12 protein-coding genes are annotated in these 15,201 nt (G+C 58.3%); 4 read left to right on the top strand and 8 right to left on the bottom strand.

Features of this window, described 5'->3' with window-relative positions; all coding sequences use genetic code 11:
* Nucleotides 1-116: 116 nt before the first annotated feature.
* The 6 genes from ACZ1HJ_RS14455 to ACZ1HJ_RS14480 form a co-directional block, all read right to left on the bottom strand.
* Complete coding sequence (locus tag ACZ1HJ_RS14455) at nt 117-443, bottom strand: hypothetical protein (protein WP_472719358.1); 327 nt, start codon at nt 441-443, stop codon at nt 117-119.
* Between the two features lie 255 nt (nt 444-698).
* The gene (gene sucD / locus ACZ1HJ_RS14460; RefSeq protein ID WP_472719359.1) at nt 699-1,580 is read right to left on the bottom strand and encodes a succinate--CoA ligase subunit alpha; all 882 of its coding nucleotides are present in this window, start codon (nt 1,578-1,580) and stop codon (nt 699-701) included.
* Nucleotides 1,580-2,770 carry a malate--CoA ligase subunit beta gene (locus ACZ1HJ_RS14465; RefSeq protein ID WP_472719360.1) on the bottom strand — a complete coding sequence of 397 codons (1,191 nt, stop codon included), beginning with the start codon at nt 2,768-2,770 and terminating at the stop codon, nt 1,580-1,582. Before ACZ1HJ_RS14465 ends, sucD begins: the two co-directional genes overlap by 1 nt.
* A 13-nt stretch (nt 2,771-2,783) precedes the next feature.
* Nucleotides 2,784-3,725: an HpcH/HpaI aldolase/citrate lyase family protein gene (locus tag ACZ1HJ_RS14470; RefSeq protein WP_472719361.1), complete on the bottom strand. Its 942-nt coding sequence runs from the start codon at nt 3,723-3,725 to the stop codon at nt 2,784-2,786.
* Nucleotides 3,726-4,086: 361 nt separating this feature from the next.
* Nucleotides 4,087-5,061, bottom strand: a complete 975-nt coding sequence (locus ACZ1HJ_RS14475) for a 2-hydroxyacid dehydrogenase (RefSeq protein WP_472719362.1) — start codon at nt 5,059-5,061, stop codon at nt 4,087-4,089.
* A gap of 10 nt (nt 5,062-5,071) precedes the next feature.
* Nucleotides 5,072-6,244, bottom strand: coding sequence for an aminotransferase class V-fold PLP-dependent enzyme (locus tag ACZ1HJ_RS14480; RefSeq protein ID WP_472719363.1), 1,173 nt, complete (start codon nt 6,242-6,244; stop codon nt 5,072-5,074).
* Between the two features lie 259 nt (nt 6,245-6,503).
* Here ACZ1HJ_RS14480 and ACZ1HJ_RS14485 point away from each other — a divergent pair, with 259 nt between their 5' ends.
* Nucleotides 6,504-7,130: a response regulator transcription factor gene (locus ACZ1HJ_RS14485; protein ID WP_472719364.1), complete on the top strand. Its 627-nt coding sequence runs from the start codon at nt 6,504-6,506 to the stop codon at nt 7,128-7,130.
* Nucleotides 7,131-7,146: 16 nt separating this feature from the next.
* Here the strand turns inward: ACZ1HJ_RS14485 and ACZ1HJ_RS14490 are convergent, their stop codons facing one another.
* Both ACZ1HJ_RS14490 and ACZ1HJ_RS14495 read right to left on the bottom strand, forming a co-directional pair.
* A complete protein-coding gene (locus tag ACZ1HJ_RS14490) occupies nt 7,147-7,731 on the bottom strand; it encodes a pyridoxamine 5'-phosphate oxidase family protein (RefSeq protein ID WP_472719365.1) in 585 nt (194 codons plus the stop codon).
* A gap of 64 nt (nt 7,732-7,795) precedes the next feature.
* Complete coding sequence (locus ACZ1HJ_RS14495) at nt 7,796-9,856, bottom strand: ASKHA domain-containing protein (RefSeq protein ID WP_472719366.1); 2,061 nt, start codon at nt 9,854-9,856, stop codon at nt 7,796-7,798.
* Between the two features lie 252 nt (nt 9,857-10,108).
* Between ACZ1HJ_RS14495 and guaB the strand changes: the two genes are divergently transcribed.
* The 3 genes from guaB (at nt 10,109) to ACZ1HJ_RS14510 (ending at nt 15,171) form a co-directional block, all read left to right on the top strand.
* Nucleotides 10,109-11,557: an IMP dehydrogenase gene (gene guaB, locus ACZ1HJ_RS14500; protein ID WP_472719367.1), complete on the top strand. Its 1,449-nt coding sequence runs from the start codon at nt 10,109-10,111 to the stop codon at nt 11,555-11,557.
* A 39-nt stretch (nt 11,558-11,596) separates the two neighbouring features.
* A complete protein-coding gene (locus ACZ1HJ_RS14505) occupies nt 11,597-12,766 on the top strand; it encodes an RsmB/NOP family class I SAM-dependent RNA methyltransferase (protein WP_472719368.1) in 1,170 nt (389 codons plus the stop codon).
* 107 nt (nt 12,767-12,873) lie between these two features.
* Nucleotides 12,874-15,171, top strand: a complete 2,298-nt coding sequence (locus ACZ1HJ_RS14510) for an ATP-binding protein (RefSeq protein WP_472719369.1) — start codon at nt 12,874-12,876, stop codon at nt 15,169-15,171.
* Nucleotides 15,172-15,201 lie beyond the last annotated feature (30 nt).

Raw genomic sequence — 15,201 nt, forward strand, 5'->3', positions numbered from 1 at the left:
ATGCGCGATCAGGCGCGTCATTGCTCTCAATCAGGGCAGACAAAAATCACCAGGCAGCTTTGAAAACCGCCTGGTGATTGTGTTTTCTGGCAGGGAATGCTGCCGCGTGCCGAGGGTCAGGCCGTTGGGTTGCGCTCACTCTTGTTCAGCTCCGCAACAACCGAGTTACGCTCGTCTTTGCTCAACTCAGCTGTATGGATCGCGTTGCGTTCGTCTTCGCTCAGCTCCGCCGTATGGATCAAATTGCGTTCATCCGCGCTCAGCTCGGCAGAATGAATGGTTGTCCGCTCATCGGCGCTCAACTCCGCGGATTGAATAGTTGTGCGTTCATCCGCACTCAATTCTGCGAAAGTGTTGGTTTGCCCCGATCCTGTCGCAACAAGGGTTACGACCATTGGGATGGCGAGTGCAGCGGCAATTGTTTTCAGGTTCAGCGTCTTCATGGGTCTCTCCTTTGGTTCAAGTTGAGCAGTTCCGTGAGGGGGTGCTCGTTTGATCATGACCAGGAAATGGGGAGCCATTCGGCGCGTGCAATAATCGCTCCGGGACACGTGAAGAGCGGCACATTTTTGTGCACGCGTCCGTGAAAAACATGTCAAAGCCCGCAGGCGTATTGCGGGTCGGTCTGTGTCTGAGTTTTACGATGGAAGGAAAAAGAAACGCGGCCCCCGGGGAGATGCAGGGCCGCGTTTAAAGGATCAGGCGATCATCTTTTCGACAACTTCCCCAAAGGAAGATGGCGTTGGAACGATGCTCACACCGGCCTCTTTCAGGATCTCAACCTTTTCCTGAGCGGATTCGCCAAAGGCCGAGACGATTGCACCGGCATGACCCATCCGACGACCCTTGGGCGCCGAAAGGCCCGCGATATACGCGGCCACCGGTTTTTTCATGTGATCGCGGATGTAATCCGCAGCTTCCGCTTCTTGCGGGCCGCCGATTTCACCCACCAGTACGACCGCATCCGTATCAGGGTCGTTTTCAAAGAGCTCCAGAATGTCCCGGAAACTCGACCCGTTGATCGGATCACCACCAATGCCGATAGAGGAGCTGACGCCGATACCTTTTTCTTTCATCTGGCTTGCGGCCTCATAGCCAAGCGTGCCGGAGCGACCAATGATACCCACCCGGCCGGGCTGGTAAATATGGGGCGGCATCAGACCGGCAAAGGCTTGTCCGGGCGTGATGATGCCCGCGCAGTTTGGCCCGATCAGACGCATGCGCTTTTCCGATTTGTAGCGGCGCATATACCGTTTTACGCGGATCATGTCCTGCGCCGGAATACCGTCGGCGATACACACACATGTCTGGATACCCGCATCGGCGGCTTCCATGATGGCATCCGCCGCAAAGGGCGGTGGCACGAAACAGATGGCCAGCGTGGCGCCGGTTTCGGCAACGGCACCTTTAACCGTGTTGAAAACAGGCAATCCGTGATGCGTGGTACCGCCTTTGCCGGGGGTCACACCACCCACAACGTTTGTGCCGTGGTTGATCATGTCCTGTGCGTGGAAGCTCCCGATGCGGCCTGTGATGCCCATCACCAGAACTTTGGTATCCTTGTCGATGAGAATGGCCATTATGCGGTCTCCACTTCGTTGGCTTCGGCGGCTTTCCACTGGGCAACCACTTTTTCCGCGGCTTCCGCCAGCGTGGTCGCGGTGGTGATGTTCAACCCGCTTTCATTGATGATTTTCTGACCTTCTTCCACGTTGGTCCCGCTCAGGCGAACCACCAGAGGCATGGTCAGTTTGAGTTCCTGAACGGCGCGCACGACGCCTTCGGCAATCCAGTCACACCGGTTGATCCCCGCGAAGATGTTCACAAGGATGGCCTCGACGTTCTTGTCGTTGAGAACCGCCTTGAAGGACATCAGCACGCGCTCCGGGCTTGCGCCGCCGCCCACGTCAAGGAAGTTCGCAGGCTCACCGCCAGCCATCTTGATCATGTCGAGCGTGGCCATGGCGAGACCGGCACCGTTTACGATACAGCCGATTTTGCCTTCCAGACCGATATAGTTCAGACCACGGTCATTGGCATATGTTTCGCGCGGGTCTTCCTGGCTCTTGTCGCGCAGCTCCGAAATTTCGGGACGGCGGAAAAGGGCGTTTTCGTCAAAGCTGAGCTTGGCGTCCAGCGCCACGATCTCACCGCCGCCGGTGACGACCATCGGATTGACCTCAACCATGGTGGCATCAAGCTCATCCATGGCACGGTAGCATCCGACAATTGCCTTGGCTGCTTGCGAAATAAGCGAGGCATCGAGACCGAGCGAAAACGCAATTTCACGTGCCTGGAAGGCCTGCATGCCCACTGCCGGGTCGACAACCGAGCGAATGATCGAATCCGGTTCGTTTTCCGAGATGTCTTCAATTTCCATGCCGCCCTGGGCCGAAGCCACAACAACAACACGCTCTTCGGTCCGGTCCATCACAAAGCCCAGATAAAGCTCCTGCGCAATGTCCGTGGCCTCTTCGATGTAAAGACGGTTGACCAGTTTACCCTGTGGGCCGGTCTGATGTGTGACCAGCTTGCGGCCCAGCATCCATTGCGCGGCATCGGCGATTTCGTCATCTGATGAACAGATGCGTACACCACCGGCCTTGCCGCGGGCGCCGGAGTGGATCTGCGCCTTGACGACGCATTTGTCGCCTGACAGCTCCTGCGCGCGATAGACCGCCTGTTCGGGGCTATAGGCAATGCCGCCCCGCGGTACATTCACGCCGAACTTCTTGAGAAGCTCCTTGGCCTGATACTCGTGGATATCCATTGATCGTCCCTCCTTAGCCTTTGGCTGCGATTGCGTCGGCGACCGTGATGACGTTGTTGGCCATCCGTTCACTGGCGGCGTCGATCATTTTGCCATCCAGCGAAGCAGCACCTTTACCGGCGGCTTCCGCCTTGCGCAGTTCCTCGATCACGCGGCGGGCGCGAGTCACCTCGGCCTCTGGCGGCGAGAAGACCTGGTTGGCGAGTTCGATCTGGCTGGGGTGAATGGCCCATTTGCCTTCGATGCCCAAAGCGGCGGCGCGTTTCGCCGACAGGATATAGCTGTCAGGATCACTGAAATCACCAAACGGCCCGTCGATGGCGCGCAACCCGTAGGCGCGGCAAGCCACTGTCATGCGAGAGAGGGCAAAGTGCCACTGGTCACCCGGGTAATCGGGGTTCAGACCGCCGATCACAACGGTGCGGGCACGGTTCGATGCGGCATAATCCGCCACCCCGAAATGCAATGCTTCCAGACGGCCGGGCGTGGCCGCAATTGCCTCCACATTGGCCATGCCTAGCGCGGTTTCAATCAGGGCCTCAAGGCCGATCTGGTGTGTGAAGCCCATGGCCTCTTCGATCTGGCTGACCATGGTTTCAACGGTGTAGAGGTCACCAGGCACGCCGACCTTGGGCACGAGGATCGTATCGAGATGCTGACCGGCTTGCTCAACGATCTCAACCACGTCGCGGTACATGTAATGCGTGTCCAGACCATTGATGCGGATACACATGGTCTTGCCCTTGGCTTTCCAGTCGATGTCGTTGAGTGCCTGAATGATGTTCGAGCGCGCCTGAACCTTTTCGGGCGGTGCCACGGCATCCTCGAGATCGAGGAAGATGTAATCGACGTCGCTGTCGGCTGCCTTTTCGATCATGGTGGGGTTCGACCCCGGTACAGCAAGCTCTGACCGTTGCAGGCGTTGCTTCTTCAGGGGGTGCAGCGTGTAGCTCATTGCGTAGTGTCCTCTTCTCGCCCGGTCCGCGCGGAATTGCGCCTTGGGTTTTGCGCATGGTCGCGGGGATGCGGTCTTTGGGACACTTTCGCCCGGGTAAGAATGCCGGGCTGGGGTTGGATCGGCGGACCAAACGGGTAGGGGGTGACTACCCGTCTTGCGGGTTTCGGGATGCCGTTGGACACTGAAGGTCGATGCAAAGGTTCTAAAAGAAAACAAGTGTTTACGATAGGAAACTTATGTTCTGATCGCCGCGTCCGGACATCAGCAATGAATTTCGCAGGCGAGATCAAAACGGGCCACAACCGCGTGGTCATGGCCCGTTTGAAAAAGGTGTGTTGTCCTCTTGGAAAGACCCGGGTCAGCTCACGAGATCACGGGGCTTGTCACCGGCCAGAAAGGCCTCGAGGTTATCGATTGCGCGGTGGCCCATGGCATCGCGCGTGCCGTCCGTGGCGCTGCCCAGATGCGGGGCCAGCACAATGTTCTCGTATTTCATGAAACGCGGGTCCAGCGCAGGCTCGCCCATGAAGACGTCAAGCCCGGCGGCTGTCAGACGGCCACTGTCGAGCGCGTCGAAAAGCGCGTCTTCGTCGACCACATCACCCCGGGCCGAGTTGACCAGAATTGCGCCTGGTTTCAACGCGTTGAAGACATCTGCGTTGATCAGTTTGAACGTGTCAGCACCGCCAGGGCAATGCAACGACAAGAAGTCGGATTGCGCGGCCACCGCGGTGATGTCCGCCAGCTGCGTGGCGTTGCCCGCCGCGGCCTTGATGTCATCCGGCACCTGCCAGGCATCCTGGAATACGACATTCATGCCAAAACCGAAATGCGCGCGCTTGGCCATCGCCTGACCAATACGGCCAAAGCCCACGATGCCCAATGTCGCGCCGCTGACTTTTTTGCCGATCATATGCGTCGGACGCCAGCCTTCCCACTTGCCCGCGCGGGTTTCACGCTCGCCTTCGCCAATGCGGCGCGCGGCGGCCAAAAGCAGCCCCATGGCCAGATCAGCCGTGCAATCGGTCAACACGTCGGGCGTGTTGGTGACGGCAATGTCATTGGCCCGCGCTGCATCCACATCAATGTGGTTGTAGCCAACGCCGTAGCTGGCCAGGATTTTCACCGTGCCCTTCGCGGCGGGGTAGAATTCTGCCGGGATGCTGTCAGACACGGTGGGCATGATCACATCATAGGTCTTGGCCGCTTCCATGAACTCATCACGGCTCATGGTCGTGTCCGGATCGCGGAAGGTCACATCACCCACCGTGGCCACACGGTCCATCGTTTCCTGTGGCCACCGACGGGTGACCAGAATTTTAGGTGCGCTCATGAGGCCCTCCTTACACGCTGACTGTGCGGTAATGTTCTTGTGCGGCAGCAACACCCGAGCCGGGCTCGAGCTTGGCACCGGCATCGCGGAGCGCCATTTCGGCAGCCGAAATCGCCCCGCACAACATCACCGGGTTCAAAGAGCCAAGATGCCCGATGCGGAACGCTTTGCCCATCAATTTGTTCAGGCCCGTGCCCAGAGATGTCTGGTATTTGGTGTAGGCACCTGAAATCACGTCGCGCGCGTCCACGCCTTCGGGCGCATAGATGGCCGAAACCGTGTCCGACGCCCATTCCGGGCCACGGGCAACAAGCTCACAGCCGTCCCATGCAGCCACGGCCTTGTGCACGCCAGCGGCCAGCCAGGCCTGACGTTTCCACACATTTTCCATACCTGCGTCCAGCAGGATATCTAGCGATACCCGCAGGCCCCGGAAAAGCTGCGTCGCAGGGGTGTAGGGGAAATAGCCGTCGCCATTGAGATTGATCATGTCCTGCAGATCAAAGTAGCAGCGCGGCATCTTGGCGTTTTCTCGCATCGCCAGCGCCTTGGGGCTGACGCCCAGAATGCCAAGACCGGCGGGCAGCATGAAGCCTTTTTGCGAGCCTGATACGGCGCAATCGACGCCCCATTTGTCCATTTCAAATTCGACCGACCCGATGGAGCTGACGCCGTCGACAAACAAAAGCGCCGGGTGGTTGGCCGCGTCCAGCGCAGCGCGCACGCCGGCGATGTCCGATTTCACACCGGTCGCCGTTTCGTTCTGAGTTGCAAAAACCGCTTTGATTTCGTGGTTTTTGTCGGCGGCGAGTTTCTCCGCGTATTCTTCGACCGGAACGCCTTTGCCCCACTCAACCTCGCACAGGTCCACGTCCAGACCCAGACGCGTGGCCATATCGACCCACAAGAGCGAGAACTGACCGAAGCGCGACATCAACACCTTGTCGCCTACGTTGAGCGTGTTGGTGATGGCGGTTTCCCACATGCCGGTCCCGGAAGACGGGTACAGGAACACGGTGCCTTCCGTGGTGCGGTAGGCTTTCTTCATATCTTCCAGCAGAGGTTTGGTGAAGCTGCCGAAATCCGGCGCGCGCATATCCTCCATCGGGATGTTCATGGCCTGACGCACAGGCTCGGGCACATTTGTGGGGCCGGGGATAAAAAGATGGGAATTGCCGTACATGAGATGTCTCCTGAATTTTTTGGCAGTATCGGCAGCTACGGCGGATTTCCTACGCCCAGACAGATGGGTGTGGTGATCCGTGGTGCTTTGCCGTCAACAAACGGGTAGGGTTGCCTACCCGGCTGAGAGGAAAGACCATGTCAAACGCGCGGATGGCATGCAGATGCATACCTGTTTTTCGTTTGAATTCATCGGTTTCGCCTGTCTTATTGTCGGAAATTAAACGCCGATGCGCGAATTAAGGTGATGTAACAGGCACATGCAGGATCAATTAGGCCCCAAACCACCCGTGATTGTTGCAGATAGGCAAGTGATTGTCTGTCAGGGCATCGGATCGTTATTGGCCAATATTCCCGAGGTCACTTTGGGCAGTTTCGCAACAGATCGTGCAGGATTGATCAAGGCGCTGGATGAGGCGGGGGGTAAGGCGATTGTGATCCTTGGCGTCCGCCTGACGGATTGCGATTTGAATCAGGCGTTGATGCTTTTGCAAAAGGATTTTCCCAAGGCGATGGTTGTCGTCGTGGCCGAGGACACGGAATTTGCCTTCATTCGGATGGCGATCAAGGCCGGTGCAAATTCGGTCTGTATGATGAGCCAAATTTTGGTGAGCCTGCCGAAAATTCTGGGCAAGCTCGTGGATGGCCACTCCATCGTGCCCACAGAAATTCTCAAACGCCTGACTTCCGAGAATACCGACACCCTGACGCGCCGCGAACATGAAATTCTGGCGCTCTTGGTGAATGACCTGACCAACTTTCAGATATCCGCCCGGTTGGGGTTGAGCGAAAACACGGTCAAATACTACCTCAAGGCCATCTATCAAAAGCTCGACGTCAATTCACGCGGCGGCGCTATCGCGAAATACGTCTCTGGTAATTATTGAGTTGCGGCGGGCGCGGTTAGAGTAAGTCTGACAGCTCAGGATGGGTTTTCCAGGCCGGTGTGGGCTGGTCTTCGCCTTTCTGTGGTACATGGCGCGACGGCGCGACTGTTTGCATATGCGGCACGTAGCGGGGGCAGTTTGGATAGACATGCTCAACCGCCACTTCGACAATCCGCTGCGCGCCGGGATAGCTCTCCAAAGCAGCATGGTCATCATGCAGCGTGGCCTTGCCATTGACGCGCACACGCAGGAACATCGCGCCCTGTCCCTCTTCCGCCCCGAAATTGATGAAGAGCAGGCCCACATTCGGGTTTTCCGTGATGTTGCCGAGGGATTTATACATCCGGTTGCCATCGTAATCCGGGAAAATCAGTTTTTGGGGCGTTTCCACCCGCACAAATCCCGGTGCGCCGCCTTTGAAGGAACAATCGGTTGCTGTTGCCGATGCGGTGGCCAGAAAAAAGAACGGCACGGCTTCGATGAACGCGCGGAAATCGTCGTTGATGGTGTCACTTTCAACCAAATCGACGATCTTGTCGGCCACCGCCCGACCGCCATACCGGTCCTGCAACGTGCGATTGCCTTCGTGAAACATGGTCATGGCGCTCTCCCTGATGATCCCCGTCCATAAGAACGGGGGGAAGATCACCTGTCAAATTGCAGGGTTATCCGCGCCGTCTGCGTCGCCGTCTGCCACCTTCGGCGCCACCGTCAGATCCGCCATCGCGACCGCCAGTGTTGAAATTGACGTCCGGCAGGGTGACCACGGTTTCAAGGATCGGGAACGGCTCCACCGCGTTGGGAATATTCGACGCATTCACAAAATGCTCCTGAAAGCGCGGCTCAATCGCGGTTTCGATTTTGTGGATGTTGTGCACGGTTTCCTCGATCTCGCCGCGGGCGTCGGTGTTAAGGAGTGCGATACGTGCGCCGGTGCCGGCGGCATTGCCCGCGCTGGTAACCTTGGAGAGCGGAGCGTCGGGGATCATGCCCAGAACCATCGCGTGTTTGGGGCTGATATGCGCCCCAAACGCTCCGGCCAACACAACGCGGTCAACGGTGTCGACGCCAAACTTGTCCATCAGCAACCGCGCACCGGAATAGAGCGCGGCCTTGGCCATCTGGATTTCGCGAATGTCGCGGTTGGTCACGGTGATGACCGGCCCGCCCTCCGCCGACCCGTCCCAGACCATGTAGGAATAGGTGCGCCCGTCCAGAAAACAGCGATCCGTGCCGGTCTGCTCTGGAGAGCCAATCAGGCCGGGGCCATCAAGAATGCCATGGATGCGCATTTCGGCCACCATTTCGATGATGCCCGAGCCGCAGATGCCGGTGATCCCGGTGGCGGCGGTCTCAGCCTCGAACCCATCTTCGTCGGACCAGAGATCACAGCCGATCACCTTGAACCGCGCCACCTTGGTCTTGGGGTCAATTTCGACCCGTTCGATGGCGCCGGGTGCAGCGCGTTGGCCCGAGCTGATTTGCGCGCCTTCAAAGGCCGGTCCAGTGGGGGACGAGCAGGCCAGAACCTTGTCTTTATTGCCCAAAAGGATTTCGGCATTGGTGCCCACATCAACAACCAGCACCAGATCTTCGGATTTATCCGGAGCCTCTGAGAGCGCCACGGCGGCGGCATCAGCCCCCACATGGCCCGCGATACAGGGCAGGATATAGACCCGTGCGCCCGGATGAATTTCGAGATCCAGTTCGATCGCGCGCAATTGCAGTGACGATGACGTGGCCAGCGCAAAAGGCGCCTGACCCAGTTCAAACGGATCAACGCCCAGGAACAAGTGATGCATGACCGGATTGCAAACAAATACCGCATCGACAATCAGCGTCCGGTCAATCTCCGCTTCAGCGGCGATCTGGACGAAGAGCGCGTTCATGCCGTCGCGCACCGCGCGGGTCATTTCGGTGGCGCCATCTTTGTTCATCATTGAATAGCTGACCCGGCTCATCAGGTCTTCACCAAAACGGATCTGCGGGTTCATGATGCCCGAAGACGCCACAACCTCGCCGCTGGCCAGATCGCACAGATGTGCTGCGATGGTGGTGGAGCCCAGATCGACCGCGAGACCATAGATCGTACCTTCGTAATATCCCGGCCAGATGTGCATGATCTTGGGCACATGGGTGTCATCACCGCGATGCACCGCAACGGTCACCTTCCAGTCGCCCTTGCGCAGGGCCGGTTGCAACATGTGCAGGATGTGCAGATCGGCGCGCACGTCGTCCAGTTGCCATTGTTCCTTGAGGGCGCGTACCAGCCGTTCCAGATCACCGGAAGGTTCGTGCATGTCGGGCTGTTCAACCTCGACGTAATAAAGCCGGGTGGACGGGTTCATGACGATGTCACGTGCCTCGGCCCGTTTGCGCACAACCTGTTTATGCACCTGGCTTTCAGCGGGCACATCAATCACGACATCGCCCATGACCTGGGCCTGGCATCCCAGACGCCGACCCTTTTTCAGTCCACGCTTGTCATCATATCGCTGCTCGACCGAATTCCACTCCGACAGGGCATCGTCAGCAACCGTCACACCGTGTTTCGAAAACTCGCCATAGCTCGGCGTGATCTGACATTTTGAACAGATGCCACGCCCGCCGCAAACCGAGTCCAGATCAACACCAAGCTGGCGGGCCGCGGTCAGCACTGGCGTGCCTTTCGGGAAATGGCCACGTTTACCCGAAGGTGTAAAAACGACGAGAGGATCAGTGCTCATGCGCGGGTGCCTTTCAGCCTTTGGACTGCCTTCGCGCAGATCATAATTCGCGCCCTTGTGCAAGAAAGCCCGCAACCGGCATATTTCTACACCTCAGCGTCACTTTGACCAAAGACCTTGTTGATTGCAGCCGTGTCGTGCCCGATCGGCAAGCTGTCGGGCAAAATCGACGCAGCCGGTCGCTGCCCCTTTCCATTCCGCGCAGGCCGTGTAATAGGGAGGCGTCAAACGAGCTATCCATGGAGAAACACAATGGAGATTCGTGAGGCACTGACCTTCGACGATGTTTTGCTGGTCCCCGCGGCGTCCAGCGTACTGCCCAACACGGCAGATACCCGAACCCGGGTGACGCGCGCGATTGACCTCAACATACCGCTTCTCAGCTCCGCCATGGATACGGTGACCGAAAGCCAGATGGCGATTTGCATGGCGCAGGCGGGCGGCATTGGCGTTATTCACCGCAATCTGGATATCGAAGAACAATCGCGCCAGATCCGTTTGGTCAAGCGGTTCGAATCCGGCATTGTTTACAACCCGATAACGCTGACGGCGGACCAGACGCTGGCCGATGCCAAGGCGTTGCAGGAACGCTACCGCGTCAGCGGGTTTCCGGTGGTTGATGACGCCGGGCGTGTGGTGGGCATCGTGACCAACCGCGATATGCGCTTTGCCGAAGATGACGCGACACCGGTGCGCGTGATGATGACGAGCGATGATCTGGCCATGCTGCAGGAGCCTGCGGATCTTGATGAGGCCAAAAGCCTGATGAAAGCCCGCCGGATCGAGAAATTGCTGGTCACGGACGGGCAGGGCAAATTGACGGGCCTTTTGACGTTGAAAGACAGCGAGCAGGCCGTATTGAACCCTCATGCGTGCAAGGATGGATTGGGCCGGTTGCGTGTGGCCGCGGCTTCGACCGTGGGAGATGCAGGCTTTGAACGCTCAGAGGCGCTTGTGGATGCGGGCGTGGATATGATCGTGATCGACACCGCGCATGGCCATTCCGAGGGGGTTGCGCTCGCCGTGGAACGTGCCAAGAAACTGTCGAATGAGGTCCAGATCGTCGCCGGTAACGTGGCTACCGCCGAAGCCACCCGCAAGTTGATCGGCGCGGGCGCGGATGCGGTTAAGGTGGGCATCGGCCCGGGCAGTATCTGCACGACACGCATGGTGGCCGGGGTAGGTGTGCCGCAGCTGACGGCGATCATCGATTGCGCGCGCGGCGCCGGTGATGTGCCGGTGATTGCCGATGGCGGCATCAAGTTTTCCGGCGATTTTGCCAAATCCATCGCCGCGGGTGCCTCCTGTGCCATGGTCGGCTCAATGCTGGCGGGCACGGATGAAAGCCCCGGTGAGGTGATCCTTTATCAGGGCCGGTCGTTTAAATCCTATCGCGGTATGGGCAGCCTCGGCGCCATGGCGCGCGGCAGTGCCGACCGGTATTTCCAGAAGGATGCCGCCAGCGACAAGCTGGTCCCGGAAGGGATCGAGGGGCAGGTACCTTACAAGGGTCCGGCGGGTGGTGTGATCCACCAACTGGTTGGCGGGTTGCGCGCCGCCATGGGGTACACAGGCTGCGCCACGGTTGATGCGATGCGCACGGATTGCGAATTTGTCAAAATCACCAATGCGGGCCTGCGCGAAAGCCATGTGCATGATGTGCAAATCACGCGGGAAAGCCCGAACTATCGTGTTGGCTAATAAATTCAATGGATTACGCCTCGTTTCTAAGGTGATTTCATGACGCCTGGCGCGCGGGTGCAAACTGCCATCGAACTGCTGGATGCGATCCGGTATGGCACACCGGCGGAACAGGCCATCACCGGTTGGGCAAGACGGTCGCGCTTTGCCGGGTCCAAGGACCGCGCGGCGGTGCGGGATCTGGTATTTCAGGCATTGCGATGTTTGCGGTCCTACGCATGCTTGGGCGGGGCGTCTTCCGGGCGCGGGGTCATGATTGGTTCGCTGCGCGCAAACGGCACGGATCCGTCTGAAGTCTTCAACGGGCAGGGCTATGCGCCGTCGCCGCTCAGCGAAGATGAAAAAACCGCAGGGTCTGATCCCATCGATCCGGGGGATGTGATGGACATGCCCGACTGGATCATTCCGCATTTTATCAACGACTTGGGCGGGAAAGAGGATGCATTAATTGCCGCCAAACTGCTCACACAGCGCGCACCGGTCATCGCCCGCGTCAATCTGCGGAAAATCACAACCAAAGCGGCCGTGGAGGCTTTGGCAACCGAGAACATAGTAGCCGAACCAGTGGCAATTGCCGCCTCGGCGCTGCGTGTCACCGACGGGGCACGCCGTTTGGCGCATTCTGCGGCCTACCGGGGCGGCTTGATCGAACTACAGGACGGCTCCAGCCAGGCCGCGATGGCAGACTTATCGGTAAAACCCGGCTCACGCGTGTTGGATTATTGTGCGGGCGGGGGCGGCAAGGTGCTGGCCCTGGCGGCGATGCATGATGCGCATTGGTATGTCCATGACGCGCTGCCCCACCGAATGGCGGATCTGCCCAACAGGGCAGAGCGGGCGGGCATTACCACGAAAATTTTTGACGCCGAAAATAGACCCAACCTGCTTTTTGATTTGGTGCTGTGTGACGTGCCATGTTCCGGCAGCGGCACGTGGCGCCGGTCTCCGGACGCGAAATGGCGTTTTACCGAAGAAGATTTGCAAAAGTTGATGCAGACGCAGGATGAAATTCTGGACATGGCGGCCGGCTTGGTTGCACCTGAGGGGACATTATCCTATGCGACATGTTCGGTTCTCAATGCCGAGAATGAAGACCGGATTGCCGCTTTTATACAGCGAAAACCGGAATGGTCTGTAGCGTCCATGCGCCGTTGGCCGATCTCCGATCAGGGGGATGGGTTCTTCCTGACACAACTGCAACACAAGTAAGGTAAACACCGCACAACCTTGACGCGTAAAGCCGGATGTCGTTAATTCAGAGTTAAGGCTTTTCAGCCAGAAATGCCGTGATCGAGATCTAATGATGGGCAGCGATTTTGGCATTTACATCCACCTCCACCGGTCCCATTCGTCGCGCGGCAGAACAGTTACGCCCTCGCGCCACACTCATTCTGGCAGCCGCTATCATTTTTGCTCTGGCAGCATGGTTTATGCCGCCCGGCTTCCTGCGCTCCATGGGGGCGGCGGTGGCTGGCACGTTGGGTCTGGTCGCAGCCTGGATCGGCTTGGTTCCAGCACTCGGCGCACCGGCCAAACGTAAATCCGAAGGAGCGCTGTCCGAGTTAATTGCCCTGGACACGGCGCCCACGATCATCACAAGCGAAGATGGCAAGATCGTATGCCACAACCCGGCCGCTGTGCGTGCCTACTCGGCGGATGAGGCAACAACGCTAGCCGGTGCATTGCAAAAGGTTTTGGCAAACCCGGGCGCTATTCTGTTCCGGATGGAATCCCGCGCCGGTGCCACGGGATCAGCACATGAAGATGTGGTCACGCGTCAAGGTCATTTGCGGTTGGGCGTTCACCGCGTGGGATCCCAAAACATGTTGTGGCGGATCGAGCGTTCAGCGGACAGACCACAGCGCAGCGGTGATCCAATCCCACTTCCAATGCTGACAATCGGGCGCAACAACGCGGTCTTGTTCATGAATACGGCCGCGCGTGAATTGGTGGGCGAACGGGCTCGAAATCTTGAAAAGATCTGCCCTAAACTGCCCATGCGATCCGGGCAGCTAAATGACATTCACACCCCCAACGGCCTCGCCCCTTGCATGGTGGTCGAACTGGAAGGAACGGCGGGACGTCGCGAAATGTTCCTGTTGCCAGGCGTCGCCGAAGCAGAGCGGCCAATAGACGGGTGGGCGTTTTTTGACGAAATGCCTGTACCGTTGCTAAAGCTCTCGCGGGAAGGGAAAGTGCAGCTTTCGAACCGTCCGGCGCGCGATCTTTTGGGCGTCGCGGAATGCACGGGCTCCGTTCTGGGCGAATTGATGGAAGGTCTGGGCCGCTCTATCGCGGATTGGCTTGATGATGCCGCTGTTGGTCGCGGTACCGTTCATTCAGAGTTTCTGCGTGTCAAACGTGAAGACAAAGAGGTCTTTGTGCAAGTGACATTGAACCCTGCAATCGAAGATGGCGAGACGGTTTTGATTGCGGTTCTGAACGATGCGACGGAACTCAAGTCTCTGGAGGCGCAATTTGTTCAGAGCCAGAAGATGCAGGCGATTGGCCAATTGGCTGGTGGTGTCGCGCATGACTTCAACAACCTCCTGACGGCGATTTCCGGACATTGCGACCTGCTGTTGCTGCGCCACGATGAGGGGGACTCGGATTACAGCGATCTCATTCAGATCAACCAGAATGCCAACCGTGCCGCAGCGCTCGTCGGGCAATTGTTGGCCTATTCACGCAAGCAAACGTTACGGCCAGAGATTATGGATCTGCGCGATGCGCTTTCTGATCTTACGCATTTGTTGAACCGGCTGGTGGGCGAAAAGGTTACGCTATCGCTGAGCCACGATCCCATGCTGTCTGCCATCCGCGCGGATAAGCGGCAGTTGGAACAGGTGTTGATGAACCTTGTCGTCAATGCCCGCGATGCGATGCCTGATGGCGGCGACATTCGGATCGAAACGGAAAACCTCGTATTGAAGGAGCCGTTGCACAGGGATCGGGCGGTTGTGGCACCCGGGCGGTATGTGTCCGTTAAGGTTGTCGATCAGGGGATGGGCATCGCGGCGGATAAACTGCCCAAAGTGTTCGAACCATTCTTCACAACCAAACGCACGGGTGAAGGCACCGGGCTGGGTCTGTCCACGGCGTATGGTATCATCAAACAAACCGGCGGCTTCATTTTTGTTGATAGTACGCCGGGCGAAGGGACCAGTTTCCAGCTGATGTTGCCCGCACATGATGTGGTCGAAGTGGCACCAGTTGTTCAAGTCAGCGAGGACGCCAGTGACGCGCCTGCGGAGGGTGTTGTGTTGTTGGTGGAAGACGAAGCCCCTGTGCGGGCATTTGCAAGCCGTGCCCTCCAGTTACGCGGGTTCACGGTGCTTGAGGCGGAATCCGCTGAAGATGCTTTGGAACTGCTGGAGGATGACGGCCTCGACATTGATGTCTTTGTGACCGATGTCGTCATGCCCGGCATTGACGGTCCAAGCTGGGTTCAACAAGCGTTGAAAAAACGGCCGGAAGTGAGCGTTGTCTTTGTATCCGGGTATGCCGAAGAAACGTTTGGAGACACCCAGTCTCGCATCCCAAATTCTGTTTTCCTGCCAAAACCGTTTTCACTGACGGAACTGACGGAAACAGTCCAGCGGCAACTTAACTAAGCAATGGCTCGGCTGATCGGGCCGTTTTTG

It is taken from the genome of Roseovarius sp. JB2-10 (assembly GCF_055693585.1).